The following is a 24,632-nucleotide window of genomic DNA, read 5'->3' as shown; positions in this document are numbered from 1 at the left end:
CTAGCAGGTGCCTCGGGCCAAGGCGCTTGCGCCGAGCACGCCGAACCCCCATGTCAAGTCAGCCAGCCACTGCGCCAACCGGGGAGCCCTTATGACCGACACAGCCAACCTGCGCCCGTTGCGCGTTGATATCATCTCCGATGTGGTCTGCCCCTGGTGCGCCGTCGGTTACGGCCAGCTGGCCATGGCGGCCCGCCGCAGCGGAGCTGTGCTTGATATTCACTGGCAGCCGTTCGAGCTGAACCCCGACATGGCACCCGAGGGCGAAAACCTGCGCGAGCATCTGGCGGCAAAATACGGCAGTACGGCCGAACAGTCGGCGCAGATCCGCAGCCAGCTGACCGAACTTGGCACAGCGCTGGGGTTCGACTTCCGTTTTGGCGACGACATGCAGATCTACAACACCTTCCAGGCCCACCAGCTGATCGAATGGGCCGAAACCCAAGGCAAGGGCCACGAGATGAAACAGGCGCTTCTGAAGGCCTATTTCACCGATGGCAAGGACGTCTCGGATCCTCAGGTTCTGGTGCAGACCGCCGAGGGCCTCGGCCTTGACGCAGCCGATGCACGTGCGGCGCTGGACAGCGGCGCACACGCAGACAGCGTGCGCCAGCGCGAGGCGTTCTGGGTGCAGCAGGGCATCAGTGGCGTGCCCGCAATGGTGTTCGACCGCCGCCACCTGGTGACCGGCGCACAGGGCGTCGAGACCTACGCCAGCATTCTGGAACAGCTGGGCGCTGCCGCCCCCAGATTCAGCTGAGACCGCTGCCCGCCCCGCGACCGGTGGGACGGACAGTGTGTCACCTTCGTGAGGGCTAGCCTTTCGGCAGGCTCTCGGTGATTGCCGTTTCCAGCTTGTCCACCACCTCTGTGATCTGCTCCTCGGTGATGATGAAGGGCGGTGCCAGCAGGATGTGGTCGCCGTTGCGGCCGTCGCGGGTGCCGGACATCGGGTAACAGATCAGCCCGGCCTGAAACGCCGCCTTCTTGATTTTCGCGGCCAGCCCCAACGACGGATCAAACGGAGCCTTGGTTTCCCGGTCTTCGACCAGCTCCACCCCGCGGAACAGGCCGCGGCCGCGGATGTCGCCCACATGCGGATGCGCTCCGAACCGCTCCACCAGCGCCGCTTGCAGCGTGTCGCCCATGTCGGCGCTGCGCTGCACCAGACCGCGCTCCAGCAAGGCGCTGACCACCGCCAGCCCCGCCGCCGTGGCCACCGGGTGTCCGATATAGGTATGGCCGTGCTGGAAGAAACCCGAGCCCTGCTCGATCGCCTGATAGATCGCCTTGGTGCAAAGCATCGCACCGATCGGCTGATAGCCCGCGCCCAGCCCCTTGGCGATGCATAGGATATCCGGCGCGACGCCGTCTGCCTCGCAGGCGAACAGGTGCCCGGTGCGCCCCATGCCGCACATCACCTCGTCCAGAATCAGCAGCACGCCGTACTTGTCGCAGATCTCACGGATGCGTTTGAAATACCCCGCAACGGCCGGCACCGCACCGGACGTGGCCCCCACCACGGGTTCCGCCATGAAGGCCATCACCGTTTCCGGGCCAAGACGCAGGATCTCGGTCTCCAGCTCATCCGCTGCCCGCTGGCCGTAGTCGTAGCTGCTCTCCCCCTCCGCGCGGTCAACATATTCGTAGCAGGGCGCAATATGGGAGACGCCGATCAGCAGCGGGTCGAACTGCTGCCGCCGCCATTCGTTGCCGCCCGCGGCCAGCGCACCCAGCGTGTTGCCGTGATAGCTCTGCCGCCGCGCGATCAGGTGGCGGCGCTGCGGCTCGCCCCGCTCCAGATGGTACTGCCGCGCCAGCTTGATCGCGGCCTCCGTCGCCTCCGACCCGCCAGAGACGAAATAGACCCGATCCAGTTCCCCCGGCGCATGGGAAACCAGCAGATCCGCCAGCGCCTCGGCCGGCCCCGAGGTCATGAAGCCGGTATGCGCGAAGGCCAGCTTGCCGACCTGTTCCTGCACGGCGCGGATGACATCGGCATCCGAATGGCCAAGGCAGGACACCGCCGCCCCGCCGGAGCCATCAAAGTAGCGTTTGCCCGCCGCATCAATCAGGTAGCACCCCTCCCCGGCAACGGCAGTGGGCAGGTCGGCCTTGGTATGGCGTGGAAAGACATAGCTCATGATCGGCACTCCTTGAGTGTGTGGCCCTCGGCCCTTGCGGCCTGAACAAATGCGGCAACTGACGCGGCGTTGTCCGCCAGCAGACCGCCATCGGGTGTTTCGATGTTATTCTCAAATCCGATTCGCGCATCCCCGCCTGCCGAAACGGCGGCCAGCAAACACGCCTGCTCATGACGACCAAAGGCGCAGGCCGACCAGGTCAATTGCAGATCCGACGCGGCGTTCAGAAACGTCGCCAGCCCCTCGGGCTGTCCCGGCATCGCAGGCCGATAGCTGCCCAGCACAAAGATCGCGTCCCGCATCGTGCCCGGAACGAGACCCTCCCGATACCAGGCCCGCAACCGGTCAATGCAGTCGGCACCATACAGGATATGCTGCACCCGCGTGCCTGCCTCGGCGCACAGCGCATAGGTCCGGGCCGCCAGCCGCGGCTCCCGCGCCATTTCCCGCACCGAGATTGACGCCGCCCCCGGTCGCAGTGCCTCAAGGCAGGCCAGCTGATCGGCCACATCGTATATTCCCGCACTTTCCGTGGTGATCTGGATGGCCATGCCCGGCGCAGCTTCGGCCACTGCAGCCATCGCTTCCCGATAGCGCCCGGCATCCAGTGAATGTGCCCCCTGGTCGTCGCGAACGTGCAAATGCACGGCCTGCGCACCCGCCGCCTGGCAGGCCGCCGCGGCCTCGGCCAGCTGCGCGGCCGTCACCGGCAGGCGGGGGTGATCGCGCCGTTGCCGCCGCGCGCCGTTCAGAGCCACCATCAATTCAAAGTTCGCCACATCCGTTCTCCACGCCTGTTTCCCCCTGCGCGCACGCCGCGCGGGATCGGGTGCAGACTGGCCAGACAGCACGTGCGATCTCAAGATGGCGAATTCAGAACATATGTTCTTTCGCTGCCAGCGCCTCGGCACCCGTCGCTGGACCTAAACAACCGCAAGCACTGGACCTAACGAAAGCTGCGATTCTGACGTTTGTGTTAAGGTAAGAGGACTGCCCAACCGGCGGCCCGTTTCACCTTCAACGCCGAAAGGACATGTCATGGACGGCACGTTCAACGAAAACGATCTCTCCCGCGTGGTGGAAGCCGACAAGGCCCACATCTGGCACCACCTGTTCCAGCACAAGGCACTGGAGACCGCCGACCCCCGCATCATTGTCGAGGGCAAGGGCATGCGGGTCTGGGACCAGAACGGCAAGGAGTTCCTGGATGCGGTGTCCGGCGGCGTGTGGACCGTGAACGTCGGCTACGGCCGCGAAAGCGTCTGCAAGGCGGTCTACGACCAGCTGATGAAACTCTGCTACTTCGCAAATTCCGCAGGCTCGATCCCCGGCGCGCTGTTTGCCGAGAAGCTGATCGAGAAGATGCCGGGCATGAGCCGCGTCTACTACACCAACTCCGGCTCGGAGGCGAACGAGAAGGCCTTCAAGATGGTGCGCCAGATCGCGCACAAGAAATACGGCGGCAAGAAGACCAAGATCCTCTACCGCGACCGCGACTACCATGGCTCCACCCTCGCCGCGATGTCGGCAGGCGGCCAGGATGAGCGCAACGCGCAATACGGCCCCTTCGCGCCGGACTTCGTCCGCGTGCCCCATTGCATGGAGTACCGCAAGCATGAGCTGGGCCTCGAGCATCTGTCCGGTGCCGACTTCGGCCGCGCCGCGGCGGACGCCATCGAAGAGGTGATCCTGCGCGAAGGCCCCGAAACCGTAGGCGCGCTGTGCCTGGAGCCCGTGACCGCAGGCGGCGGGGTGATCGAGGCGCCCGAAGGCTACTGGGAGCGCGTACAGGAAATCTGCAAGAAATACGATATCCTGCTGCACATCGACGAGGTCGTCTGCGGCGTCGGCCGCACCGGCACCTGGTTCGGCTACCAGCAGTACGGCATCCAGCCCGATTTCGTGACTATGGCCAAGGGCGTGGCCTCGGGTTATGCGGCGATTGCCTGCATGGTCACCACCGAAGAAGTCTTTGAGATGTTCAAGGACGACGCCGGTGATCCGCTGAACTATTTCCGCGACATTTCCACCTTCGGTGGCTGCACCGCCGGCCCCGCCGCAGCGCTGGAAAACATGCGCATCATCGAGGAGGAAAACCTGCTGGAGAACTGCACCGCCATGGGCGAGCGGATGAAGGCCAACCTGCGCGCCCTGATGGACAAGCACCAGGTGATCGGTGACGTGCGCGGCAAGGGTCTGTTCCTCGGTGCCGAACTGGTGCAGGACCGCGAAACCAAGGAACCGGTGGACGAGAAGCTGGCCCAGCAGGTGGTGGCTGAATGCGGCGCGCAAGGCGTCATCATCGGCGTCACCAACCGCTCGGTTCCGGGCAAGAACAACACCTTGTGTTTCAGCCCCGCACTGATCGCAACCGCGGACGACATCGACCAGATCTGCGCCGCGGTGGACAACGCCCTGACCAAGGTATTCGGCTGACACTCCTCCCTGTCGGACGACCAACCTGCGCCCCGGACCGCTCCGGGGCGTTTTTTTTCATGCGGCCGCAGGTCCCCGCGGGTCAAGTAGGCCGCAAGGCCCCGCCGCCAGGCGGCTTGTCCTTGACGCGCATCCTTCACCCCAAAATCGGCGCGGGCCCTGCGGGGCAGACCTGCCCCTCAGGGCCTTCTCAGCGAAAACTTTCAGCGCCGCGCGTCAGCGCGGCGCCAGGCCCAACGGGTGCGGGGCAATTTTCAATTGTCCCGGCACCGGGCGGGAGCCGCCCCTTCGCGGCGGGTCAGACCAGCTGGAACAGGATGCCCGACAGCACCGCACCGCTGACACCCAGCCCCAGATAGGTCACGAACACCCGCGCCTTGACCAGCGACCAGACCGCCGCCATCGCCGGGATCGAGCTGACCGCCCCCGCCACCATGAAGGCCATGGCGGCGCCTGCGCTCATCCCCTGCTCCATCAGCCCCGCCAGCAGGGGTGGCGCAACATAGGAGTTCAGATAGGCCGGCATCCCGACCAGGGCAGCGACGGCAATCGGCAACACGCCCTCGCCGCCCACCAGCCCGGCAATCAGCTCGGCAGGCACGTAGTGGACCAGCAGCGCCTCCAGCACATAGGCCAGCGTCAGCCATTTCAGCAGGAATAACCCGTTAGAGCCGAACTCACGGCGAAACACCGCCCGGCGTCCGGCCTCCTGCCAGAACCTCCAGTGGGGCTGGCCGTCGAGCTTCGGCGCACCGCAGCCGCAGCAGCTGCTGGCGGGCGCCTGACGCAGCGGGCTGGCAAAGACGCCGTGCCGCTGTAACAGCTTGACGGCAAAGCCGCCCAAGAGCCCCAGCGCCACCGCTGCCACGGCCTTGCCGATGGCAAAGGGCCACCCCAGCGCGCCCGCGGTGATCAGCAGCGTCGGCGGGTCGATCAGCGGCGAGGACAGCCAGAACGCCATCACTGCCGACAACGGTGCCCCCAGCGCCAGCAGCCCGGCGATAAACGGGATCACCTCGCAGGAGCAAAACGGCGCCAGCCCGCCAAACAGGGCGGCCAGCACGATCATCCGCGTCTCGCGCCCCCGAAAGGCGCGCGCTACCATCACCTCCGCCCCGGTTGCCTTGAGATAGGCCAAAAGCAGCACCGCAAACAGGATATAGCGCACCGTGCTGACCAGCGCCGTTGCGGCAAATTCCACCACCGGGCCAAAATTGCCGGGGTCCAGCAGCGCCACCGCCGCCAGCAGCGCCGCCGCCAGCGCCCAGGGTGTTTTCAACCAGGCCGCCAGCAGCTTGGCAGGCCGCGGGTTCTGTGTCAGCTCAGCCATCGTTTGCCGCCTTTGCGCCCGCGTCGGCGCAGCATTCGCTGAGGATGAACCCCGCCAGCGCCTCCAGCCGGGTGAAATCGGCGCGGTTGATGGTGGCCCGCCCCTGGCGCTGCTGCGTGACCACCCCGGCACCTGCCAGAAATTTCAGATGATGCGCCAGCGTCGAGGGCGCGATCCCGGTGCGTTCCTGGATCTCGCCCACCGTCAGCCCGGCTTCGCCCGCGCGGATCAGGCAGCGCAGCACTTGCAGCCGCGCCTCCGAGCCCATCGCCGCAAATCCCTGCGCAGCTTCTTCCCACTGCATGATGTCCACTCCACTTGATTCGATAAAACTAGTTTTATGGATATGTTGAACTCGATCAAGCCCGGAGGCGAAAATTTCAGCTAAGTCCAGATTGCGCCGGGGTTAAGTCCAGCCTAACGTGCCCGCATGGCTATTTCCGTCGACACCTTCTTTCTCAACCCGGACGCGCATGGAACGCTGCAGGCGCAGATCCAGGAGATGATCGCCGAGGGCATCCTCTCGGGCCGGTTTCGGGTCGGGGAAAAGCTGCCGTCGTCGCGCAAGCTGGCGGCGCATCTGGGCATCAGCCGGATCACCGTGACGCTGGCCTATACCGAGCTGCTGGCCAACGACTACCTGACCTCGCGCGGGCGGTCGGGATACTTCGTGTCGGAGAACGCGCCGGTGCCGCCCTCCTATACGCCGCAGCAGAAATCCGGCGACGCGATGGACTGGGGCAAGGTTCTGGCGCGCAACTTTACCGGCGGCGACACGCCGCGCAAGCCGCAGGACTGGCGCAGCTACCGCTACCCGTTCATCTACGGCCAGGCGGATGCGGCGCTGTTCGACCACGCGAACTGGCGGCTCTGTGCGCTGCGGGCGCTGGGGCAGAAAGATTTTTCCGCGCTGGCCAATGACTACTTCGATCAGGACGACCCGCTGCTGATCGAATACATCGCCCGCCACACTCTGCCCCGGCGCGGCATCACCGCCCGGCCCGAGGAAATCCTGATCACGCTGGGGGCACAGAACGCGCTGTGGATCACCACCCAGCTGCTTCTGAACCGCGGGCGGCGGGCAGCGGTGGAAGATCCCGCCTATTACACCTTGCGCGACCAGATCATGCAGACCCGCTGCCAGATGGAGTGCATCCCCGTGGACGAGGCCGGGCTGCCGCCGGACCGCATCAGCCACGAAACCGATGTGATCTTCTGCACCCCCAGCCATCAGAGCCCGACCACCTTCACCATGCCAATGGCGCGGCGCAAGGCGCTGCTGCAACGCGCCAGCGACATCGACGCGGTGATCGTCGAAGACGACTATGAATTCGAGATGTCCTTTCTCGGCGCACCCTCGCCGTCGTTGAAATCGCTGGATAGCGAAGGCCGGGTGATCTACGTCGGCAGCTTCTCCAAATCACTGTTTCCGGGGCTGCGGCTGGGCTATCTGGTCGGCTCCGAACCTTTTATTCGCCAGGCACGCGCCCTGCGGGCCAGCGTGCTGCGCCACCCGCCCGGCCACGTGCAGCGCACGGTCGCCTATTTCCTGTCGCTGGGGCATTACGATGCCCAGATCCGCCGCACCGCCAAGGTGCTGCACGACCGCCGCGCGGTGATCGAAGCAGCAATCGCCGCCCACGGGCTGACCATCGCCGGGGTCGGTGGCTTTGGCGGTTCCGCCCTGTGGATGCAGGCACCGCAGAACGTGGACACCCTGGCCGTCGCGGAGCAATTGAAGGCGCAAAGCGTGCTGATCGAACCCGGCGCGCCCTTCTTTGCTGCCGAGAACCGGCAGCAGAACTTCTACCGGCTGGGATATTCCTCGATCGCGGCGGGGCGTATCGAACCGGGGCTGGCGCTGCTGGCCGAGGCGTTGGAGCAGGCCCAGAAACAGGGGTAATCCGGCGCCTCCGGATCGCGGCCTCCGCCACGATGGCCCCGCGCCGACATCTGGACCTACTGCGCCGAGACAACTGGCCCTAACCCACCCCTGAGTGCGCGCCTAAACCAGAGTCAATTCCCGGCCCAAGGCCCGGGCGCATTCCGCGTCTCACTCAGGAGAACCCGCCATGAAAATGACCACCGAAGAGGCCTTTGTCAAAACGCTGCAAATGCATGGCATCCAGCACGCTTTTGGCATCATCGGCTCGGCAATGATGCCGATTTCCGACATCTTCCCCGCTGCGGGCATCACCTTCTGGGACTGCGCCCACGAAGGCTCCGGCGGCATGATGGCCGATGGCTACACCCGCGCCACCGGCAAGATGTCGATGATGATCGCCCAGAACGGCCCCGGCATCACCAACTTCGTCACCGCCGTGAAGACCGCCTACTGGAACCACACGCCGCTGCTGCTGGTCACGCCGCAGGCGGCCAACAAGACCATCGGCCAGGGCGGCTTCCAGGAGATGGAGCAGATGCGCCTGTTCGCCGACTGCGTCGCCTATCAGGAAGAGGTCCGCGATCCCTCCCGCGTGGCCGAGGTTCTGAACCGCGTCATCATGAACGCCAAGCGCGCATCGGCCCCCGCCCAGCTGAACATCCCGCGCGACATGTGGACCCAGGTCATCGACATCGAACTGCCCGCAATCGTCGAATTCGAGCGCCCCGCGGGCGGTGAGTCCGCCGTGGCCGAAGCCGCCAAGCTGCTGTCGGGCGCCAAGAGCCCGGTAATCCTGAACGGTGCCGGCGTGGTGCTGTCCAAGGGCGGCATCGAGGCGTCCAGGGAACTGGCCGAGCGTCTGGATGCGCCGGTCTGTGTCGGCTACCAGCACAACGATGCCTTCCCCGGCTCGCATCCGTTGTTTGCCGGTCCCTTGGGCTACAACGGGTCCAAGGCCGCGATGGAGCTGATCAAGGACGCCGATGTCGTGCTGTGCCTCGGCACCCGGTTGAACCCGTTCTCGACCCTGCCGGGCTATGGCATGGAATACTGGCCGACAGAGGCCAAGATCATCCAGGTCGACATCAACCCCGATCGCATCGGCCTGACCAAGAAAGTTTCCGTCGGCATCATCGGCGACGCCGCCAAGGTGGCGCAGGGCATTCTTGGCCAGCTTAGCGACACCGCAGGTGACGAAGGCCGCGCCGAACGCAAGAACCGCATCGCCGAGACCAAGTCCCGCTGGGCGCAGCAGCTGACGGAAATGACCCACGAGGACGACGATCCCGGCACCACCTGGAACGAGCGCGCCCGCGCCGACAAGCCGGACTGGATGAGCCCCCGCATGGCCTGGCGCGCGATTCAGGCGGCGCTGCCGAAAGAGGCGATCATCTCCTCGGACATCGGCAACAACTGTGCCATCGGCAACGCCTACCCGTCGTTCGAGGCGGGCCGCAAATACCTCGCCCCCGGCCTGTTCGGCCCCTGCGGCTATGGTCTGCCGGCCATCGTCGGCGCCAAGATCGGCAACCCCGACACACCCGTGGTCGGCTTCTCCGGCGACGGTGCCTTCGGGATTGCGGTCACCGAACTGACCGCCATCGGCCGCAGCGAATGGCCCGCCGTCACCCAGGTGGTGTTCCGCAACTACCAGTGGGGCGCGGAAAAGCGCAACTCGACCCTGTGGTTCGACGACAACTTCGTCGGCACCGAGCTGGACACCCAGGTGTCCTATGCCGGTATCGCCAAGGCCTGCGGTCTGAAGGGCGTGGTCGCCCGCACCATGGACGAGCTGACCTCGGCACTGGCGCAGGCGATCGAAGACCAGAAGAACGGCACCACCACCCTGATCGAGGCGATGATCAACCAGGAGCTGGGTGAGCCGTTCCGCCGCGACGCCATGAAGAAGCCGGTCCGCGTGGCGGGCATCGACAAGGCCGACATGCGCGAGCAGCAGGTCTGACGCCGTGACCCTGCCCTTTGACCTGTCTTCGGGCCAGGGGCTCTATCTGGCCGCCGCACTGTTTGCGGCGGCCATAATCCGCGGGTTTTCCGGTTTTGGCTTTTCCGCGATCTTCATCATTCTGGCGGCCCTCATCACCAATCCGTTGCCGCTGATCCCGGTTGTGTTTTCCTGCGAGATTGCCATGACCGCCTTTCAGGCCCGCGACATCCGCCCGCATGTGGACTGGCGCCGCGCCCTTGCGCTGCTGGGCGGTGCCGCCGTGGCCACCGTCCCGGCAATCTCCCTCATGGCCCGGCTGGGCGAGGATGAGGCACGGCTCGCGATCTCCTGCCTGATCCTCGGGCTGAGCCTGGTTCTGCTCAGTGGCTGGCAGCTGGCGCGGCCCGTGGGGCGCAACGGCAACCTGGGCGTTGGCGCATTGGCGGGCATCGCCAACAGCGCAGGCGTCGGCGGGCTGCCGGTGGCGGCCTTCCTCACGGCGCAGCCGGTGTCTCCGGCGGTGTTCCGCGCCACGATGATCGTGTTCCTGACCGGTATCGACCTGATGGCACTGCCGGTGATGGCGGCCAACGGTCTGGTCGGGCCGCAGACGCTGACCGGCATCCTGCTGGCCTTCCCGGTACTGGCGCTTGGCATCTGGGCAGGCTCGCGCGGGTTTGCCGCCGTCTCCCAAGTGCACTTCCGCCGCGCGGTGGTGCTGCTGCTGACCCTGCTGGCGCTGTTCAACATCGCCCGGCTGGCCGCCTGAAGGAGACGCCCATGCAGAACATCCTCGTCATCAACGCAGGCTCCTCCTCGATCAAGCTGGCGGTCTTCTCCGCCACGCTGGAGCCGCTGCTGACCGCGCAAGCCGCCGGAATCGGCAGCTCCGCCGCAGGGGAGTTGCAGATCGGGGCGCAGAAATCCGCACCCGCCGTGCCGGACCACGCCGCCGCCTTTCAGCTGCTGCTGAAGGGGCTGGCGGCGCAGGGGCATGGCCCCGACAGCTTTGCCGCCGCAGGCCACCGGGTTGTCCATGGCGGCGCGACGCTGACGCAGCCACTGGCGGTCACTGCCGACGTGCTGGCACAGATCGACGCCTGCAGCCACCTTGCGCCACTGCACAACCCGCATAACGCCACCGCCATCCGCAGCCTGATGCAGCTGATGCCCGGCATGCCGCAGATCGCCTGTTTCGACACCGCCTTTCACGCCACCTGCCCCGAGGTTGCCCAGCGCTATGCGGTGCCGCAGGACTGGCACGCCGAGGGCATCCGCCGCTACGGCTTTCACGGGCTGAGCTATGCGGCACTGGTGCGCAGCCTGCGCGACAGCGGCGCCCCCCTGCCCCGTCGGCTGCTGGCCTGCCACCTCGGGAACGGTGCCAGCCTCTGTGCCATTCTGGACGGCCAAAGCGTCGCCACCACCATGGGGTATTCCCCGCTGGAAGGGCTGACGATGGGCACCCGGTCAGGCTCGATCGACGCCAGCGCGGTACTGGACCGGGCCGAGCGCCACGGCATCAGCGCCACCCGTGCCGATCTCGTGCACCGCTCCGGCCTTCTGGGCCTGTCCGGCCACAGCCATGACATGCGCGCCATTCAACAGGCCGGTACTCCCCCCGCCCGATTTGCCGTGGACCATTTCTGCTACTGGATCGTCCGCCATGCAGGGTCGATGCTGGCGGCCATGCAGGGCGCGGACGCCATCGCCTTTACCGGCGGCATCGGGGAAAACGCGCCCGACATCAGGGAACGCGTCGTCCGGCAGCTGGCCTGGGCCGGGTTGGGGCCGGAGAACACCCATGTGATCCCAGCCCAGGAAGAACGTCAGATTGCCCTGCATACGCGCGACATTCTGGCCACCCTGTGAAAAATTATCTTTTGAAACTCCGCCACTTCTGAGAACAACATTCTGACAGAAGCTCCCTCCGCAAGACAATCCGCCCGCAAAACCCAGAGGTGCCAATGACCCATCATCAGCCGACCCTCGACACCTCGCCCAAGGTTTCCGACGAAATCCGGCGGACCACCTGCTACATGTGCGCCTGCCGCTGCGGCATCAACGTGCACATGAAGGACGGCAAGGTCGCCTATATCGAGGGCAACCGCGACCACCCGGTGAACAAGGGCGTGCTCTGCGCCAAGGGCTCGGCCGGGATCATGCAGGTCAACGCGCCCTCGCGGCTGCGCGCGCCGCTGAAACGGGTGGGGCCGCGCGGCTCGGGCAAGTTCCGCGAGATTTCCTGGGACGAGGCGATCAGCACCGCGGTGGGCTGGCTGAACGAGCTGCACGAGACCGCGCCGCAGAAACTGGCGTTCTTCACCGGCCGCGACCAGAGCCAGAGCTTCACCAGCTTCTGGGCACAGAACTTCGGCACCCCCAACTACGCCGCGCACGGCGGCTTCTGCTCGGTCAACATGGCGACGGCCGGGATCTACACCATGGGCGGCGCCTTCTGGGAATTCGGCCAGCCCGACTGGGAGCATACCAAGCTGTTCATGCTGTTCGGCGTGGCCGAGGATCATGACTCCAATCCGATCAAGATGGGTATCGGCAAGATCAAGAAGCGCGGCGCGCGGGTGATCGGGGTGAACCCGATCCGCACCGGCTACAACGCGGTGGCGGATGACTGGGTCGGCATCACGCCCGGCACCGACGGGCTGTTCATCCTGTCGCTGATCCACGTGCTGATGAAGGCCGGCAAGATCGATCTCGACTACCTCAGCCGCTACACCAACGCGCCGGTGCTGGTGAACGGTTCTGACGGCCCGCAGAAGGGGCTGTTTCTGCGCGACGAGAACGGCAAGATGCTGGTGATCGACCGCAACACCGGCCAGCCCACCCCGTTTGACCAGCCCGGCGTGCGCCCGGACCTGACCGCGACTTTCGACAAGGACGGCGTCACCCACCGCCCGGTGTTCCACCAGATGGCCGAGCGCTACCTCAGCGCGGACTATGCGCCCGAGGCGGTGGCGGACAAATGCGGCATCCCGGCCAGCCGCATCCGCGCCATCGCAGCGGAACTGGCCCGCGTCGCCTTTGACGAGGCGTTTGAACTGGACGTCGAATGGACCGACTTCCGCGGCGAAAAGCACAGCAAGATGACCGGCCGACCGGTGTCGATGCACGCGATGCGCGGCGTTTCGGCCCATGCCAACGGCTTTCAGACCTGCCGCGCGCTGCATGTGCTGCAGATCCTTCTGGGCACCGTCGAGGTCCCCGGCGGCTTCCGCTTCAAGCCGCCCTACCCCAAACCGATTGAGGCCCACCCCACCCCGCACGGCGACCGCCGCCCGGGCCGCCCTCTGGAGGGGCCGCATCTGGGGTTCCCGCGTGGTCCCGAAGACCTGCTGCTGGACGAGGACGGCACCGCCCAGCGCATCGACAAGGCCTTCACCTGGGAAAACCCGATGTCGGCGCATGGGCTGATGCATATGGTGATCTCCAACGCTTATGCGGGCGATCCCTACAAGATCGACACGCTGTTCATGTATATGGCCAACATGTCGTGGAACTCCTCCATGAACACCAAGGGCGTGATGGAGATGCTGTCGGCCCGCAACGACGACGGCGGCTACATGATCCCGCGGATCATCTATTCCGACGCCTACTCCTCGGAGATGGTGGCCTATGCCGATCTGGTGCTGCCCGACACCACCTACCTGGAGCGCCACGACTGCATCAGCCTGCTCGACCGCCCGATCTGCGAAGCAGACGCGGCGGCGGATGCGATCCGCTGGCCGGTGATCGAACCCGACCGCGACGTGCGCGGCTTCCAGTCGGTGCTGATCGAGCTCGCCAACCGGATGAGCCTGCCGGGCTTCACCAATGCCGACGGCACCCCCAAGTGGAAGGACTACGCCGACTATATCGTCAACCACGAGCGCAAGCCGGGCATCGGCCCGCTCGCCGGTTTCCGCGGCAGGGACGGCACCCAGGAAGGCCGCGGCGAGGTGAACCCGGATCAGCTGAACCGCTACATCGAAAACGGCGGTTTCTACGTCGCGCACATCCCCGAAGGCGCGGATTACTACAAGCCCTGGAACACCGCCTACCAGGACTGGGCCGTGGGCATGGGGATCTATGACAGCCCCCAGCCCTACCTGTTCCAGCTCTACGTGGAACCGATGCGCAAGTTCCAGCTGGCCGCCGAAGGCCATGGCGAACGCCAGCCGCCCGAACATCTGCGCCAGCGCATCAGGCACACGATGGATCCGCTGCCGATCTGGTACGAGACCGATCAGCAGGGCAACGAGGGCTTCACAGTCAACGCTCTGACCCAGCGACCGATGGCCACGTACCACTCCTGGGGCACCCAGAACGCGTGGCTGCGCCAGCTGCACGGGCGCAACCCTCTGTATGTGCCGACCAAACTGATGCGCGAGCATGGGCTGAAGGACGGCGACTGGGCGCGGGTTTCCTCGCCGCATGGGGAAATCACCGTACCGGTGATGGAAATGGCGGCGCTGAATGAAAACACCGTCTGGACCTGGAACGCCATCGGCAAGCGCAAGGGCGCCTGGGCGCTGGAGCCGGACGCGCCGGAGGCCACCAAGGGGTTCCTGCTGAACCATCTGATCCACGAATTGCTGCCGCCCAAGGGCGACGGGCTGCGATGGGCCAACTCGGACCCGATCACCGGTCAGGCAGCGTGGTTCGACCTGAAGGTCAGGATCGAAAAGACCACGCCGCCGGACGACCCGCAGGAGAGCAAACCCGCCTTTGCAGCGCAGGAATCGCCGGTTGGCACCGGCCCGAAGGAACTGAAATGGAAGGTGGGCAAATGACGGAACTTCCCAACTCCACGGACCGCAAGATGGGCCTGGTCATCGACCTCGACACCTGCGTCGGCTGCCACGCCTGCGTGATTTCCTGCAAGGGCTGGAACACCGAGAACTACGGCGCGCCGCTGTCGGACCAGGATCCCTACGGCGCGGACCCTTCCGGCACCTTCCTCAACCGCGTGCATTCCTACGAGGTGCAGCCAGCCCCTTGTGAAAGCCAGCCGGACCCGGCGGCGCAGCTGATCCACTTCCCGAAATCCTGCCTGCATTGCGAGGACGCCCCCTGCGTGACCGTCTGCCCCACCGGCGCCAGCTACAAGCGCACCGAGGACGGCATCGTGCTGGTGAACGAGGACCACTGCATCGGCTGCGGTCTCTGTGCCTGGGCCTGCCCCTATGGCGCGCGCGAGCTGGATCTGGCGGCGGGCGTGATGAAGAAATGCACCCTCTGCGTTGACCGCATCTACAACGAAAACCTGCCCGAGGAGGACCGCATCCCGTCCTGCGTGCGCACCTGTCCGGCAGGCGCGCGCCATTTCGGCGACCTCGGCGATCCTGACAGCGACGTCTCCAAACTGGTCGCGGAACGCGGCGGCATCGACCTGATGCCCGAGATGGGTACCAAGCCCGTGAACAAGTACCTGCCGCCCCGCCCCAAGGACCAGATCGAGGCACAGGCCGCGCCGCTGGCACCGCTGCTGAAGCCTGTCGCGGAGGACGCGGGCGGTTTTATGGGCTGGCTCGACAAGGCACTCGACAAACTTCCGGGGGGAACCACCTGATGCATCCGGCACCGTCCGTCATTCTCTTCACAACCCTCTCGGGTCTCGGTTTCGGCCTGTTGTTCTTTCTCGGCCTTGGCCAGCCCGCCGCCACCGGTACGGTGGCCTTTGTCTTCTACCTCATCGCCTATGCGCTGGCGGTGGGCGGGCTCCTCGCCTCGACCTTCCACCTGGGCCGACCCGAGCGCGCGTGGCGGGCGTTCACGCAGTGGCAGACCAGCTGGCTCAGTCGCGAGGGGATCTGCGCCGTGGCCTCCCTGCTTGTCATGGGGCTCTATGCGCTGGGGGCGGTATTCCTGGACAGCCATTGGACGCTGCTGGGCTGGCTTGGCGCGGCGCTCAGCCTTGCCACCGTGTTCACCACCTCGATGATCTACACCCAGCTCAAGACCGTGCCGCGCTGGAACACGGCCCTGACGCCGGTGATGTTCCTGTCGTTCAGCCTTGCGGGCGGCGCGCTTCTGGCCGGGGCCGAAACGTTGGCGCCCTGGCTTCTGGCCCTCGCCGGTGCGGTGCAGCTGGCCTATTGGGCCAAGGGCGACGGCGCGCTTGCGGCCTCGGGGACCGATCTGGCCACCGCCACCGGGCTGGGCGGCCGTGGCACGGTGCGCGCCTTTGAGCCGCCGCACACCGGCAGCAATTACCTCTTGCGCGAATTCGTGCATGTGGTGGGCCGCAAGCATGCGCAGAAGCTGCGGGTGATTGCCTTTGCGCTCGGCTTCGTACTGCCGTTGCTGATGATCCTCGCGCCGGTGCACGGCTTTGTTCTGAAGCATGTGCTCGCCGCGCTCGCAGTGCTGTCGCATATGGCAGGCATCGCGGTGTCGCGCTGGCTGTTCTTTGCCCAGGCGGAACATGTCGTCGGGCTTTACTACGGCAAACGCTGATCCCGCTCCGGGGCGCGCAACCGGAGCATTCCGCCCGTCGCGCCCCGGTCCCAATGGCACCCGCAGCGCGCCCCCGGCAGCTGACAGAACAAAGGCGGTCCCTTCGGGCCACAGCCAACGGCAACCACGAAAAAGGGCGGCCCATCACGGGACCGCCCTTCCGTCATTCTATCCGCTGTGGCTTAGAGCAGGCCGGCGTGCACCATGGCCGCATCAATCGCCGCTTTGGTGCTGTCTTCCAGCGTGGTCAGGGGCGAACGCACCTCCTCGCTGCACAGGCCCAGTTTGGACAGGCCGTATTTTGCACCTGCAAGGCCCGGCTCGATGAAGATTGCCTCATGCAGCGGCATCAGACGATCCTGGTATTCCAGCGCCTTTGCGTAGTCGCCGGCCAGGGTTGCAGCCTGGAATTCGGCACACAGCTTGGGCGCAACATTCGCGGTGACCGAGATGCAGCCGACGCCGCCATGGGCGTTGAAGCCCAGCGCGGTGGCATCTTCGCCCGAGAGCTGCACGAAATCCGCACCACAGGTGGCACGCTGCTGGCTGACGCGGGCGATGTCGCCAGTGGCATCCTTGACCCCGATGATCCGAGGCAGTTTCGCCAGTTCACCCATGGTGGCGGGTGTCATGTCAACAACCGAGCGTCCGGGGATGTTGTAGATGATGATCGGGATCTCGGCGCAATCATGGGCGGCGGTGAAATGCTGCACCATGCCACGCTGGGTCGGCTTGTTGTAATACGGGGTCACCACCAGGGCCGCGTCTGCGCCGGCCGATTTGGCGAACTCCACGAATCGAATCGTCTCGACCGTATTGTTGGAACCCGCGCCCGCGATCACCGGCACCCGCCCCGCTGCGGCCTTGACCACCTCGGCGATCACGGTCTCATGCTCTTCGTGGGTCAGGGTCGGGCTTTCGCCGGTGGTGCCGACCGGCACCAGCGCATTGGACCCTTCGGCAATTTGCCACTCGACCAAGCGTTTGAGCGCATCCAGATCCAGCTCGCCGTTCGAAAACGGGGTGACGAGTGCTGGCATAGAGCCTTTGAACATGGGCACGCTCCCTTTGCTGCGGTGCTGGCGGCAATCTGCCGCCGTCAAGACAGGCGATGCCGGGGTTTTCAGTTGCGACCGGCCCGCCGATGAGTAACGTTCAAGCCTGTATCCCCGGACAGCTGGAAAATGCAAGAGATGACACGCATCCTGGTCTTTATTCTGCTCATCGCAGCCATACTGCCCGGAAGCCGGGCCACCGCCGATGATCTCATGGAAGCCCTGTCGCTGATGCGGGCCGAGAAATGGACCGAGGCGGCGCGGGCCGCCGGGCAGCCGCAGAGCGTCGGCTGGGACATCATCGAATGGCACCGCCTGCGCGCCAAGATGGGCTCCGCCGCGGATGTCGTGTCGTTCCTCAAGCGGCGTCCGGACTGGCCCGGCCTCGCCTACCTGCGCCGCCAGAACGAGGACACGGTGGCCGCCCTGCCCCGCGCCGAGGTGCTGGCCTTCTATGACGGCCGCCGCCCGCAGACCCCAGAAGGCGCGCTGAGCTTTGCGCGCGCACTGATCGCCGCGGGACAGCGGGGGGAAGGCGAGGCCGAGATCGTGCTCGCCTGGCGCACCATGGCCATGGGCAGCGCCATCCAGGCCGAGTATCTGCGCGACTTTTCCGCGCTGCTCAAACCCCACCACAGCGCCCGGCTGGACAAGCTGCTCTGGGAGGAACACCGGGTCAGCGCCAAGCGAATGCTGGCGCTGGTGCCGGAGCCCCAGCGCAAACTGGCCGAAGCCCGCATCGCCTTGCAGGAGCGCACACCGGGGGTGGACGCCAAGATCGCGGCCGTGCCGGACAAGCTGCAGGACGCCGCGGGCCTCGCCTATGACCGCTTTGTCTGGCGCGATCGCAAGCGGATGCAAGACAGCGCCATCGCCATGATGATGGATCGCAGCACCAGCGCCGACGCTCTCGGCGAGCCCGGCAAGTGGCTGCGCCGCCGCCGCGACTTTGCCCGCCAGCTGATGCGCGACAAGAAATACGAGGACGCCTATCAGCTGGCGGCCTATCACTTTGCCACCCCCGAGGATGGCTATGGCTACTCCGACTGCGAATGGCTGGCCGGCTATATCGCGCTGCAGATGCTGCGCGACCCGGAGCTCGCGGCCTACCACTTCAACCGGTTCCTCGACTCTGTCGAGACGCCGATCTCGATCGGGCGCGGCGGCTACTGGCTGGGGCGTGCCTATGCCGCGATGGGAGAGGTCGACAAGGCCCATGAAGCCTACGCCAAGGCCGCCGACTTCCAGACCTCCTTCTATGGCCTGTTGGCCGCGGAAAAGCTGGGCCGCCCCTTCGACCCGGCGCTTGCCAACCCGCCCGAGCTGCCCGATTGGCGTAACGCGGCCTTCATGGGATCCTCGGTGACCAAGGCCGGATTGATGCTGTTGCAGGCAGGGGATCTGGCGTTGGCCGAGCGTTTCCTGACCCACCTCACCGAAGGGCTGACACCCGTTCAGGCACGGCAGCTGGGGCAGATGGCGGTGGATCTGAACGAACCGCATCTGGCGGTGATGATCGCCAAACGCGCCGCCCAGGACGGGGTGGAGCTGCAGGGCGCCTATTACCCGCTGCACCCCGTGGCCAAACACGCCCTGCCGATGGCCGAGGAAATGACCCTCGCCATCGCCCGTCGCGAAAGCGAGTTCGATCCCTATGTCGTCAGCCATGCCGGGGCGCGCGGGCTGATGCAGGTGATGCCCGCCACCGCCGAGCTGGTGGCCGGTGAACTGGGCATTCTCGCCAACCACAAGACATCGCTGCTGACCGCCGACTGGAAATACAACGCCCGCCTGGGTGCCACGTATCTCGCCGGGCTGGCCGGAGATTTCCGCGGCAACGTGGTGATGATGGCGGCCGGCTACAACGCCGGGCCGCACCGTCCCAAGGCCTGGATGGAGCGCTATGGCGACCCGCGCGACGGCGAGCCGGACATCATCGACTGGATCGAACACATCCCGTTCAATGAAACCCGCAACTACGTGATGCGGGTGACCGAAAGCCTGCCGGTCTACCGCGCGCGGCTGGGCAAGACGCCGCTGCCCATCCCCTTCTCGCAGGAACTGTCGGGGTCAACCCTTCACGCGTTCGCGCCATAGGGTGAACAGACCCGCGGCGATGATGATCCCCGCACCGATGGCGACATTGGTGCGGATCACTTCGCTGAAGATCGTCACCCCAAGGATCGCCGTCCAGATCAGGTGGAAATAGGCAAAGGGCTGCACCGCGCTGGCCTCGGCCATCTCGTAGCACTTGATGAGCAGCCAGTGCCCCGAGGCCCCGGTGATGCACAGCAGCGCCATCCAGCCCCAGTCCGCCTGGTTCATCGGCTGCCAGAACCACACCCCTACGGCGGTCATCACCACCATGCCGGAAATCCCGGTCCAGAAGAAACTGGTGGCCGTGCTGTCCTCACGCGCGACATAGCGCGTCAGCAATCCATAGACCGCGAACATCAGCGCCGAAACAAAGGGGATCACCGCCAAGGGATCGAACACTCCGGCGCCCGGTTGCAGGATGATCAGCACCCCGGCCAGTCCGACGCCGATCGCCGCCCAGCGCCGCCAGCCGACATTCTCCCCCAGCAACGGCCCGCTCAGAGCGGCCACCAGCAGCGGGTAGCAGATGAAGACAGCCTGGCTCTCGACCAGCCCCAGCTTGGTGAATCCGTAGACCGCGACGCAGATCTCCGCCGCCAGCAAGACCCCGCGGAAGATCTGCAACCACGGCTGGCGCGTCTGCGCGGCCTTGCGAATGCCCCCGGGCGCCCGGGCGGCCAGGAATACGACGAAGGCCGCGAAAAACCAGTAGCGGATCATCACCACCATGTAGGTGTTGTAGGTGCCCGCGAGGTGACGCGAGATCCCGTCCTGCAGGGCGAACACCACCGTGGCGCTAATCATCAGGAAAATGCCCAGCGGCACGTTGTTGGTCTGGGGTCCACGGGTTGGGGCCAGTCCGGCGCTGCCCTGCGCGGGTGCTGCTTGGGTCATCTCTTTACCGCCTGTGTCATATGCCGTTTGCGCCCGAAACCGGGAATGCGGGTTACTTCGAATCCGGCGGCCTCCAGCCCGCGGCGCACGAAACCGGCCGCGGTATAGGTCGCCGCCGTGCCGCCCTCCGCGGTATGAGCCGCCACTTCTGCCATCAGGGCCGGTTCCCACAGCTCGGGGTTCTTGGCCGGCGAGAACCCGTCCAGAAACCAGGCATCGGCGCGCGCCGTCCAGCTTGGCAGCGACATGCGGGCGTCGCCTTCTACCACCTCCAGATGCAGAGTGCCGAGATCGCATGCGCCATGGCCCGACCAGGCGGCCAGGAACCGCTCGGCCCAAGGCGCCACCGCGGGGAAAGCCTCCAGGGCGCGGGCCATGTCCCCGGGCGCCATCGGAAAGGCCTCGAAACTGGTAAACCGCAGCGCCCCCGTCTGGCCGGTTTCCTCCCAGGCGCGCCAGGCCGCCAACATGTTCAGCCCGGTTCCGAACCCCAGCTCGGCAATGTGGAACCCCGGCGCAAAGCGTCGCGGCAGGTCATTGCCCGCCAGGAACACGTGTTCGGTTTCCGCCAGCCCGTTCTGGATCGAGAAATAGGGATCATCGAATTGATCCGACACCGGAATGACGCCTTCCCGCCAGCTGAGACGGGCCTGCTGGTCTGCCATGGTATAATCCCCTAAAGGTAAGCCGAACGGCGCGACACTGGCGAAAGGATCCGCAAATGGCAATGGCAGATGTAACGGTGCGCGGCGCGGGGATCTTCGGTCTGTCCATCGCCTGGACCTGCGCCCGGCGCGGTGCCAAGGTGCAGGTCATCGACCCCTTCGGCCCCGGTGCCGGAGCCAGCGGCGGCCTAGTTGGCGCGCTCGCACCGCATGTCCCCGAAAACTGGAACCCCAAGAAGCAATTCCAGTTGGAAAGCCTGCTGATGGCGCAGGCGTTCTGGGAGACGGTAGAGGCCGAAGGCGGCGTCAGCGCGGGCTATGGCCGCACCGGGCGATTGCAGCCCTTGAACGACGCGCGCGCGCTGGAGCTCGCCCGCCAGCGCGAAGCCAGCGCCGCGCAACTCTGGAAGGACGCGGCAGAATGGCGCGTGGTGCCTGCCGCCGATCTCGGCCCCTGGGTGCCGCCCAGCGCCACCGGCATGGTGGTCCATGACACCCTCAGCGCCCGGATGCATCCGCGCCGCGCCTGCGCGGCGCTGGTGGCCGCCCTGGCGGTGCGCGACATCACCGTGGTGGCCGAGGCCCCGGATCAGGGCAAGGTCGTCCATGCCAAGGGCCATGCAGGGCTGCTGGAGCTGAATGAGCGTTTCGGCAAGACCGTGGGCAGCGGTGTCAAGGGTCAGGCGGCACTGCTGCGCTTTCACGAAGGCGCGGTGCCGCAGCTTTATGCGGACGGGCTGCACATCATCCCGCATGCCGATGGCACCCTTGCGATCGGCTCCACCTCCGAGCGGGAGTTCACGGATGGCCAGGCCACCGACATGCAGCTTGACGACGTGATCGAGCGCGCCTGCGCGGCGGTACCCGTGCTGCACGGGGCCGAGGTCATCGAACGCTGGGCCGGGGTCCGCCCACGGGCCAAGTCCCGCGCGCCGATGCTGGGGGCCTGGCCGGGACGAGAGGACCACTACATCGCCAACGGCGGCTTCAAGATCGGTTTTGGCATGGCGCCAAAGATGGCCGAGGTGATGGCGGACCTGCTGCTCGAGGAGACCGACAACATTCCCCAGGGGTTCCGCGTCGAAGACAACCTCTGAATGGCCCCGCGCGGCCTTAGTCGGCCAATTCGGCACGCAGGTTCTGCATCAGCACCGCCAGCGTCTCCTGATAGCGTTCACTGATGAGCCGCCCGGCATCGTCGAACTCGTTTCGGGAATTGGCCAGATGCACCGCAGGCCCGGCGATCACGCGCGGCTGAAAGGGCACCAGGAAACTGCGCAGCAACGCCTGCGCCTGCTCGCCGCCGGCCCGCCCAGCGGCCGCGGACATCACCGCCACGGGCTTGCCTGCCCAGGGATTGCCCTTGGTCCGGCTAACCCAATCCAGCGCATTCTTGAGAACGCCCGACGGCCCCTTGTTGTATTCCGGCGTGGAAATCAGCACCGCATCCGCCGCCGCGATCTGGTCCGACAAGGTCTGAACCGCCGCCGGGATTCCGTCGGCAGCCTCGTCATCGCCATCGTACAGCGGCAACCTCAGCTCCGCCTCGACAACGGTGGCCGGGCCGAACAGACGCGCGGCTTCGGCCAGAAGCTTGCGATTGGTGGCCTCCTGGCGCAGCGAGCCGGAGATAGTGAGCAAGACGGGATCTGCCATCGGATGTTCCTGACGTTGGTTTCTGGTCTTCACCCATCATCTATGCACTCCGGCCCCGGCTGAAAGAGCTGCCGCCGCGCAGCGCATGTGCATAATTCCGCAGGCGCGGGGCAGCAGTCCCCGCGGCACTCGCTGACCTCGATGCAACAACGGCCCGCCCCGGTGAGACAGGCCGCTGCATAAGACGTGTGAAAGCCTGCTTTTCGATCAGCTGCTCTGCGGAATCACCACCACTTCGACGCGGCGGTTACGGGCCTTGCCCTCGGGCGTCAGGTTCGACGCCACCGGCTGCTCCTCGCCCCGACCGATGATGCTCAGACGGCTATAGGGCACGCCGCCGGCCTGGATCTGATCGGCCACCGCATTCGCCCGGCGCACCGACAGATCCTGATTGTAGCTGGCGGCGCCATCGCTGTCGGTGTGGCCAATCACCTGCACCAGGCTGTTGGGGTAGCGCACCAGGCTGTTGGCCACCTTGCGCAGATCACCCTGCACCGCAGGCGAAATCGCGGCGCTGTCGGTGGCAAAGGTCAGGTCATTCGGGAACGACAGGATCAGCCGGTCGCCCGTGTTGACGATGGTGATCTCGTCATTGGCGAGTGTCTGGCGCAGCTCGCGCTCCTGCTTGTCGAGCTGGTTGCCGATCACCCCACCCGCCGTGGCCCCGACCACGGCGCCGGTCAATGCCCCGAGACCCGGATCGGAATCATTGGTCAGCGCACCCACACCAGCGCCGATGATGCCCCCCAGGATCGCGCCCTGCTGGGTATTGCTTCCGGGCGTCGCCACGGTGGCGGGATCGGTACAGGCCGCAAGGGTCAAGGCAGCCGTCACAAGGCCGGCCGAGGTGAGTTTCATCTGCATAATCAAACTGCCTTCTTGTATTGCACGCACCAGACCCCCAGGTCCGGCTGTCCCGCCGAATATCGGGGCGCCGAGCGTCAAGCTCAAGGACAGGTTGTCAGAGATTGGCGAAATACCGCTGAAAGCTGCCTCATGGCCCGGTTCGGCCATGGCTCAGTTGCCGGTGTGCAGGCCTGTCTGCGCCGCATCGGGGGCACGCGGGGTGGCGTCATCCTGCGCGGCTTCAAAGGCCAGCATCGCGCGTTTCACCGGCAGCCCCCAGTGATAGCCGCCCAATTCGCCCGACTTGCGCAGGGCCCGGTGGCAGGGAATCAGCCAGCTGACCGGATTGCGGCCCACCGCCGTGCCCACTGCCCGCACCGCTCGCGGTGCCCCGATCGCCCGGGCCAGCTCGGAATAGGTGGTCACGTGGCCTGACGGGATGCGCAGCAGTGCCTCCCAGACCTTGATCTGCAAGGGGGCGCCGATCATATGCAACGCCGCCTCTCCCCGCTGGGCAAAGATGGCGTCGACCTGCGGCCGCAGCCGGGTCGTATCCTCGACAAAATCTGCCAGCGGCCAACGGGCGCACATATCTCGCATGGCGGCCTCGGCGCCGGTCTCCGCCGCAAAGGCCAGCCCGCAGATGCCCTTGGTCGTCCCCATCGCCAACGCCGCCCCAAAGGGGCTGTCGAACCACCCCCAGAAGATGCGCAACCCCTGCCCCTTGCGGGCATATTCTCCGGGGCTCATCGCCTCCCAGCGCAGAAACAGATCGTGCAGCCGCCCCGATCCCGACAGGCCCACCGCATGCGCCGCCTCCAGCGTGGTGAAACGTTCGCGCAAAAGGCTCTTGGCGTGTCCCAGCCGCAGGTATTGCTGGTACCGTTTGGGCGACACCCCGACCCAGGCCGAGAACACGCGCTGAAAATGACTGGCGCTCATGTCCATGCGGGCGGCCAGTTGCTCCAGCGTCAGATCCTCGCCGCCCGCGTCGATCAGCGCGATCGCACGGCGCATGACGCCATAATGATAAGAAGTTTCCTGCGTCTCGACTGTCATTTCCGCCACCTGCTGTCTTCGCCCCACAGGCTAATGCGATGCGCGCCGGCCTGCGACCCGGAACTTGCGAAAAGGCCCCGGCGACGCAACGCTCCGCCCCAAGGGGGGACTCCCACGGCGCAATTTCAATTGCGCTTTAATCTCTCGACGGTACATAAGGCGCG

General features: G+C 66.1%; 21 protein-coding genes. 11 read left to right on the top strand and 10 right to left on the bottom strand.

What is annotated here, in order from left to right; translation table 11 throughout:
- The first annotated feature begins 91 nt into the window (after positions 1-91).
- On the top strand, positions 92-760 hold the full coding sequence (locus AB9K35_RS13115) for a DsbA family oxidoreductase (RefSeq protein WP_369926685.1): 669 nt from the start codon (positions 92-94) through the stop codon (positions 758-760).
- 55 nt (positions 761-815) lie between these two features.
- On the opposite strand, the gene AB9K35_RS13110 is transcribed toward AB9K35_RS13115, so the two are convergent.
- Both AB9K35_RS13110 and AB9K35_RS13105 read right to left on the bottom strand, forming a co-directional pair.
- Complete coding sequence (locus AB9K35_RS13110) at positions 816-2,144, bottom strand: aspartate aminotransferase family protein (RefSeq protein WP_369926684.1); 1,329 nt, start codon at positions 2,142-2,144, stop codon at positions 816-818.
- Complete coding sequence (locus AB9K35_RS13105; RefSeq protein ID WP_369926682.1) at positions 2,141-2,923, bottom strand: 3-keto-5-aminohexanoate cleavage protein; 783 nt, start codon at positions 2,921-2,923, stop codon at positions 2,141-2,143. The genes AB9K35_RS13110 and AB9K35_RS13105 overlap by 4 nt, the downstream gene beginning before the upstream one ends.
- A gap of 259 nt (positions 2,924-3,182) precedes the next feature.
- On the opposite strand from AB9K35_RS13105, the gene AB9K35_RS13100 reads away from it, so the two are divergent.
- The gene (locus AB9K35_RS13100; RefSeq protein WP_369926680.1) at positions 3,183-4,580 is read left to right on the top strand and encodes an aspartate aminotransferase family protein; all 1,398 of its coding nucleotides are present in this window, start codon (positions 3,183-3,185) and stop codon (positions 4,578-4,580) included.
- Between the two features lie 298 nt (positions 4,581-4,878).
- On the opposite strand, the gene AB9K35_RS13095 is transcribed toward AB9K35_RS13100, so the two are convergent.
- Positions 4,879-5,910, bottom strand: coding sequence for a permease (locus AB9K35_RS13095; RefSeq protein ID WP_369926678.1), 1,032 nt, complete (start codon positions 5,908-5,910; stop codon positions 4,879-4,881).
- Positions 5,903-6,214, bottom strand: coding sequence for a metalloregulator ArsR/SmtB family transcription factor (locus tag AB9K35_RS13090; protein WP_222454884.1), 312 nt, complete (start codon positions 6,212-6,214; stop codon positions 5,903-5,905). The genes AB9K35_RS13095 and AB9K35_RS13090 overlap by 8 nt, the downstream gene beginning before the upstream one ends.
- Before the next feature lie 126 nt (positions 6,215-6,340).
- On the opposite strand from AB9K35_RS13090, the gene AB9K35_RS13085 reads away from it, so the two are divergent.
- The 7 genes from AB9K35_RS13085 (at position 6,341) to AB9K35_RS13055 (ending at position 16,196) form a co-directional block, all read left to right on the top strand.
- Positions 6,341-7,813 carry a PLP-dependent aminotransferase family protein gene (locus AB9K35_RS13085; protein WP_369926676.1) on the top strand — a complete coding sequence of 491 codons (1,473 nt, stop codon included), beginning with the start codon at positions 6,341-6,343 and terminating at the stop codon, positions 7,811-7,813.
- A 169-nt stretch (positions 7,814-7,982) separates the two neighbouring features.
- Positions 7,983-9,758 carry a sulfoacetaldehyde acetyltransferase gene (gene xsc, locus AB9K35_RS13080; RefSeq protein ID WP_369926674.1) on the top strand — a complete coding sequence of 592 codons (1,776 nt, stop codon included), beginning with the start codon at positions 7,983-7,985 and terminating at the stop codon, positions 9,756-9,758.
- Positions 9,759-9,762: 4 nt separating this feature from the next.
- A complete protein-coding gene (locus AB9K35_RS13075) occupies positions 9,763-10,509 on the top strand; it encodes a TSUP family transporter (RefSeq protein WP_369926672.1) in 747 nt (248 codons plus the stop codon).
- Positions 10,510-10,520: 11 nt separating this feature from the next.
- Positions 10,521-11,612 (top strand): acetate/propionate family kinase, encoded by a 1,092-nt coding sequence (locus AB9K35_RS13070; protein ID WP_369926670.1) that lies wholly within the window; start codon positions 10,521-10,523, stop codon positions 11,610-11,612.
- A 95-nt stretch (positions 11,613-11,707) separates the two neighbouring features.
- The gene (locus AB9K35_RS13065) at positions 11,708-14,530 is read left to right on the top strand and encodes a molybdopterin oxidoreductase family protein (RefSeq protein ID WP_369926668.1); all 2,823 of its coding nucleotides are present in this window, start codon (positions 11,708-11,710) and stop codon (positions 14,528-14,530) included.
- Complete coding sequence (locus tag AB9K35_RS13060; RefSeq protein ID WP_369926666.1) at positions 14,527-15,309, top strand: 4Fe-4S dicluster domain-containing protein; 783 nt, start codon at positions 14,527-14,529, stop codon at positions 15,307-15,309. The genes AB9K35_RS13065 and AB9K35_RS13060 overlap by 4 nt, the downstream gene beginning before the upstream one ends.
- Positions 15,309-16,196, top strand: a complete 888-nt coding sequence (locus AB9K35_RS13055) for a dimethyl sulfoxide reductase anchor subunit family protein (RefSeq protein ID WP_369926664.1) — start codon at positions 15,309-15,311, stop codon at positions 16,194-16,196. Before AB9K35_RS13060 ends, AB9K35_RS13055 begins: the two co-directional genes overlap by 1 nt.
- Positions 16,197-16,378: 182 nt before the next feature.
- Here AB9K35_RS13055 and dapA read toward each other — a convergent pair whose 3' ends face one another.
- The gene (dapA, locus tag AB9K35_RS13050) at positions 16,379-17,251 is read right to left on the bottom strand and encodes a 4-hydroxy-tetrahydrodipicolinate synthase (RefSeq protein ID WP_222454877.1); all 873 of its coding nucleotides are present in this window, start codon (positions 17,249-17,251) and stop codon (positions 16,379-16,381) included.
- A 138-nt stretch (positions 17,252-17,389) separates the two neighbouring features.
- Here dapA and AB9K35_RS13045 point away from each other — a divergent pair, with 138 nt between their 5' ends.
- The gene (locus AB9K35_RS13045; RefSeq protein WP_369926662.1) at positions 17,390-19,348 is read left to right on the top strand and encodes a transglycosylase SLT domain-containing protein; all 1,959 of its coding nucleotides are present in this window, start codon (positions 17,390-17,392) and stop codon (positions 19,346-19,348) included.
- Here AB9K35_RS13045 and AB9K35_RS13040 read toward each other — a convergent pair.
- Positions 19,322-20,242 carry a DMT family transporter gene (locus tag AB9K35_RS13040; protein WP_222454875.1) on the bottom strand — a complete coding sequence of 307 codons (921 nt, stop codon included), beginning with the start codon at positions 20,240-20,242 and terminating at the stop codon, positions 19,322-19,324. The genes AB9K35_RS13045 and AB9K35_RS13040 overlap by 27 nt on opposite strands.
- Positions 20,239-20,907 (bottom strand): tRNA (5-methylaminomethyl-2-thiouridine)(34)-methyltransferase MnmD, encoded by a 669-nt coding sequence (mnmD, locus tag AB9K35_RS13035; RefSeq protein ID WP_369926660.1) that lies wholly within the window; start codon positions 20,905-20,907, stop codon positions 20,239-20,241. Before mnmD ends, AB9K35_RS13040 begins: the two co-directional genes overlap by 4 nt.
- A 56-nt stretch (positions 20,908-20,963) precedes the next feature.
- Here mnmD and AB9K35_RS13030 point away from each other — a divergent pair, with 56 nt between their 5' ends.
- Positions 20,964-22,004 (top strand): NAD(P)/FAD-dependent oxidoreductase, encoded by a 1,041-nt coding sequence (locus AB9K35_RS13030; protein ID WP_369926658.1) that lies wholly within the window; start codon positions 20,964-20,966, stop codon positions 22,002-22,004.
- Between the two features lie 16 nt (positions 22,005-22,020).
- Here the strand turns inward: AB9K35_RS13030 and AB9K35_RS13025 are convergent, their stop codons facing one another.
- From AB9K35_RS13025 to AB9K35_RS13015, 3 genes are all read right to left on the bottom strand, one after another.
- Positions 22,021-22,563 (bottom strand): NADPH-dependent FMN reductase, encoded by a 543-nt coding sequence (locus AB9K35_RS13025; protein WP_369926656.1) that lies wholly within the window; start codon positions 22,561-22,563, stop codon positions 22,021-22,023.
- Positions 22,564-22,770: 207 nt separating this feature from the next.
- Positions 22,771-23,430 (bottom strand): OmpA family protein, encoded by a 660-nt coding sequence (locus AB9K35_RS13020; RefSeq protein WP_369926887.1) that lies wholly within the window; start codon positions 23,428-23,430, stop codon positions 22,771-22,773.
- A 150-nt stretch (positions 23,431-23,580) separates the two neighbouring features.
- The gene (locus AB9K35_RS13015; RefSeq protein WP_369926654.1) at positions 23,581-24,468 is read right to left on the bottom strand and encodes a methylated-DNA--[protein]-cysteine S-methyltransferase; all 888 of its coding nucleotides are present in this window, start codon (positions 24,466-24,468) and stop codon (positions 23,581-23,583) included.
- Positions 24,469-24,632 lie beyond the last annotated feature (164 nt).

Origin of the sequence: Leisingera sp. XS_AS12, assembly GCF_041224635.1 — a bacterium.
Taxonomy (GTDB): Bacteria; Pseudomonadota; Alphaproteobacteria; order Rhodobacterales; family Rhodobacteraceae; genus Leisingera.
The sequence above is the reverse complement of the archived record's forward strand: the minus strand, read 5'-3'. Positions and strand labels throughout refer to the sequence as shown.

What these genes read in the sequence shown, in the direction of transcription:
- AB9K35_RS13115 (WP_369926685.1), top strand. Translation starts at nt 92, where the DNA reads ATGACCGACACAGCCAACCTGCGCCCGTTGCGCGTTGATATCATCTCC.
- AB9K35_RS13110 (WP_369926684.1), bottom strand. Translation starts at nt 2,144, where the DNA reads ATGAGCTATGTCTTTCCACGCCATACCAAGGCCGACCTGCCCACTGCC.
- AB9K35_RS13100 (WP_369926680.1), top strand. Translation starts at nt 3,183, where the DNA reads ATGGACGGCACGTTCAACGAAAACGATCTCTCCCGCGTGGTGGAAGCC.
- AB9K35_RS13095 (WP_369926678.1), bottom strand. Translation starts at nt 5,910, where the DNA reads ATGGCTGAGCTGACACAGAACCCGCGGCCTGCCAAGCTGCTGGCGGCC.
- AB9K35_RS13090 (WP_222454884.1), bottom strand. Translation starts at nt 6,214, where the DNA reads ATGCAGTGGGAAGAAGCTGCGCAGGGATTTGCGGCGATGGGCTCGGAG.
- AB9K35_RS13085 (WP_369926676.1), top strand. Translation starts at nt 6,341, where the DNA reads ATGGCTATTTCCGTCGACACCTTCTTTCTCAACCCGGACGCGCATGGA.
- xsc (WP_369926674.1), top strand. Translation starts at nt 7,983, where the DNA reads ATGAAAATGACCACCGAAGAGGCCTTTGTCAAAACGCTGCAAATGCAT.
- AB9K35_RS13070 (WP_369926670.1), top strand. Translation starts at nt 10,521, where the DNA reads ATGCAGAACATCCTCGTCATCAACGCAGGCTCCTCCTCGATCAAGCTG.
- AB9K35_RS13065 (WP_369926668.1), top strand. Translation starts at nt 11,708, where the DNA reads ATGACCCATCATCAGCCGACCCTCGACACCTCGCCCAAGGTTTCCGAC.
- AB9K35_RS13060 (WP_369926666.1), top strand. Translation starts at nt 14,527, where the DNA reads ATGACGGAACTTCCCAACTCCACGGACCGCAAGATGGGCCTGGTCATC.
- AB9K35_RS13055 (WP_369926664.1), top strand. Translation starts at nt 15,309, where the DNA reads ATGCATCCGGCACCGTCCGTCATTCTCTTCACAACCCTCTCGGGTCTC.
- dapA (WP_222454877.1), bottom strand. Translation starts at nt 17,251, where the DNA reads ATGTTCAAAGGCTCTATGCCAGCACTCGTCACCCCGTTTTCGAACGGC.
- AB9K35_RS13045 (WP_369926662.1), top strand. Translation starts at nt 17,390, where the DNA reads ATGACACGCATCCTGGTCTTTATTCTGCTCATCGCAGCCATACTGCCC.
- AB9K35_RS13040 (WP_222454875.1), bottom strand. Translation starts at nt 20,242, where the DNA reads ATGACCCAAGCAGCACCCGCGCAGGGCAGCGCCGGACTGGCCCCAACC.
- mnmD (WP_369926660.1), bottom strand. Translation starts at nt 20,907, where the DNA reads ATGGCAGACCAGCAGGCCCGTCTCAGCTGGCGGGAAGGCGTCATTCCG.
- AB9K35_RS13030 (WP_369926658.1), top strand. Translation starts at nt 20,964, where the DNA reads ATGGCAATGGCAGATGTAACGGTGCGCGGCGCGGGGATCTTCGGTCTG.
- AB9K35_RS13025 (WP_369926656.1), bottom strand. Translation starts at nt 22,563, where the DNA reads ATGGCAGATCCCGTCTTGCTCACTATCTCCGGCTCGCTGCGCCAGGAG.
- AB9K35_RS13015 (WP_369926654.1), bottom strand. Translation starts at nt 24,468, where the DNA reads ATGACAGTCGAGACGCAGGAAACTTCTTATCATTATGGCGTCATGCGC.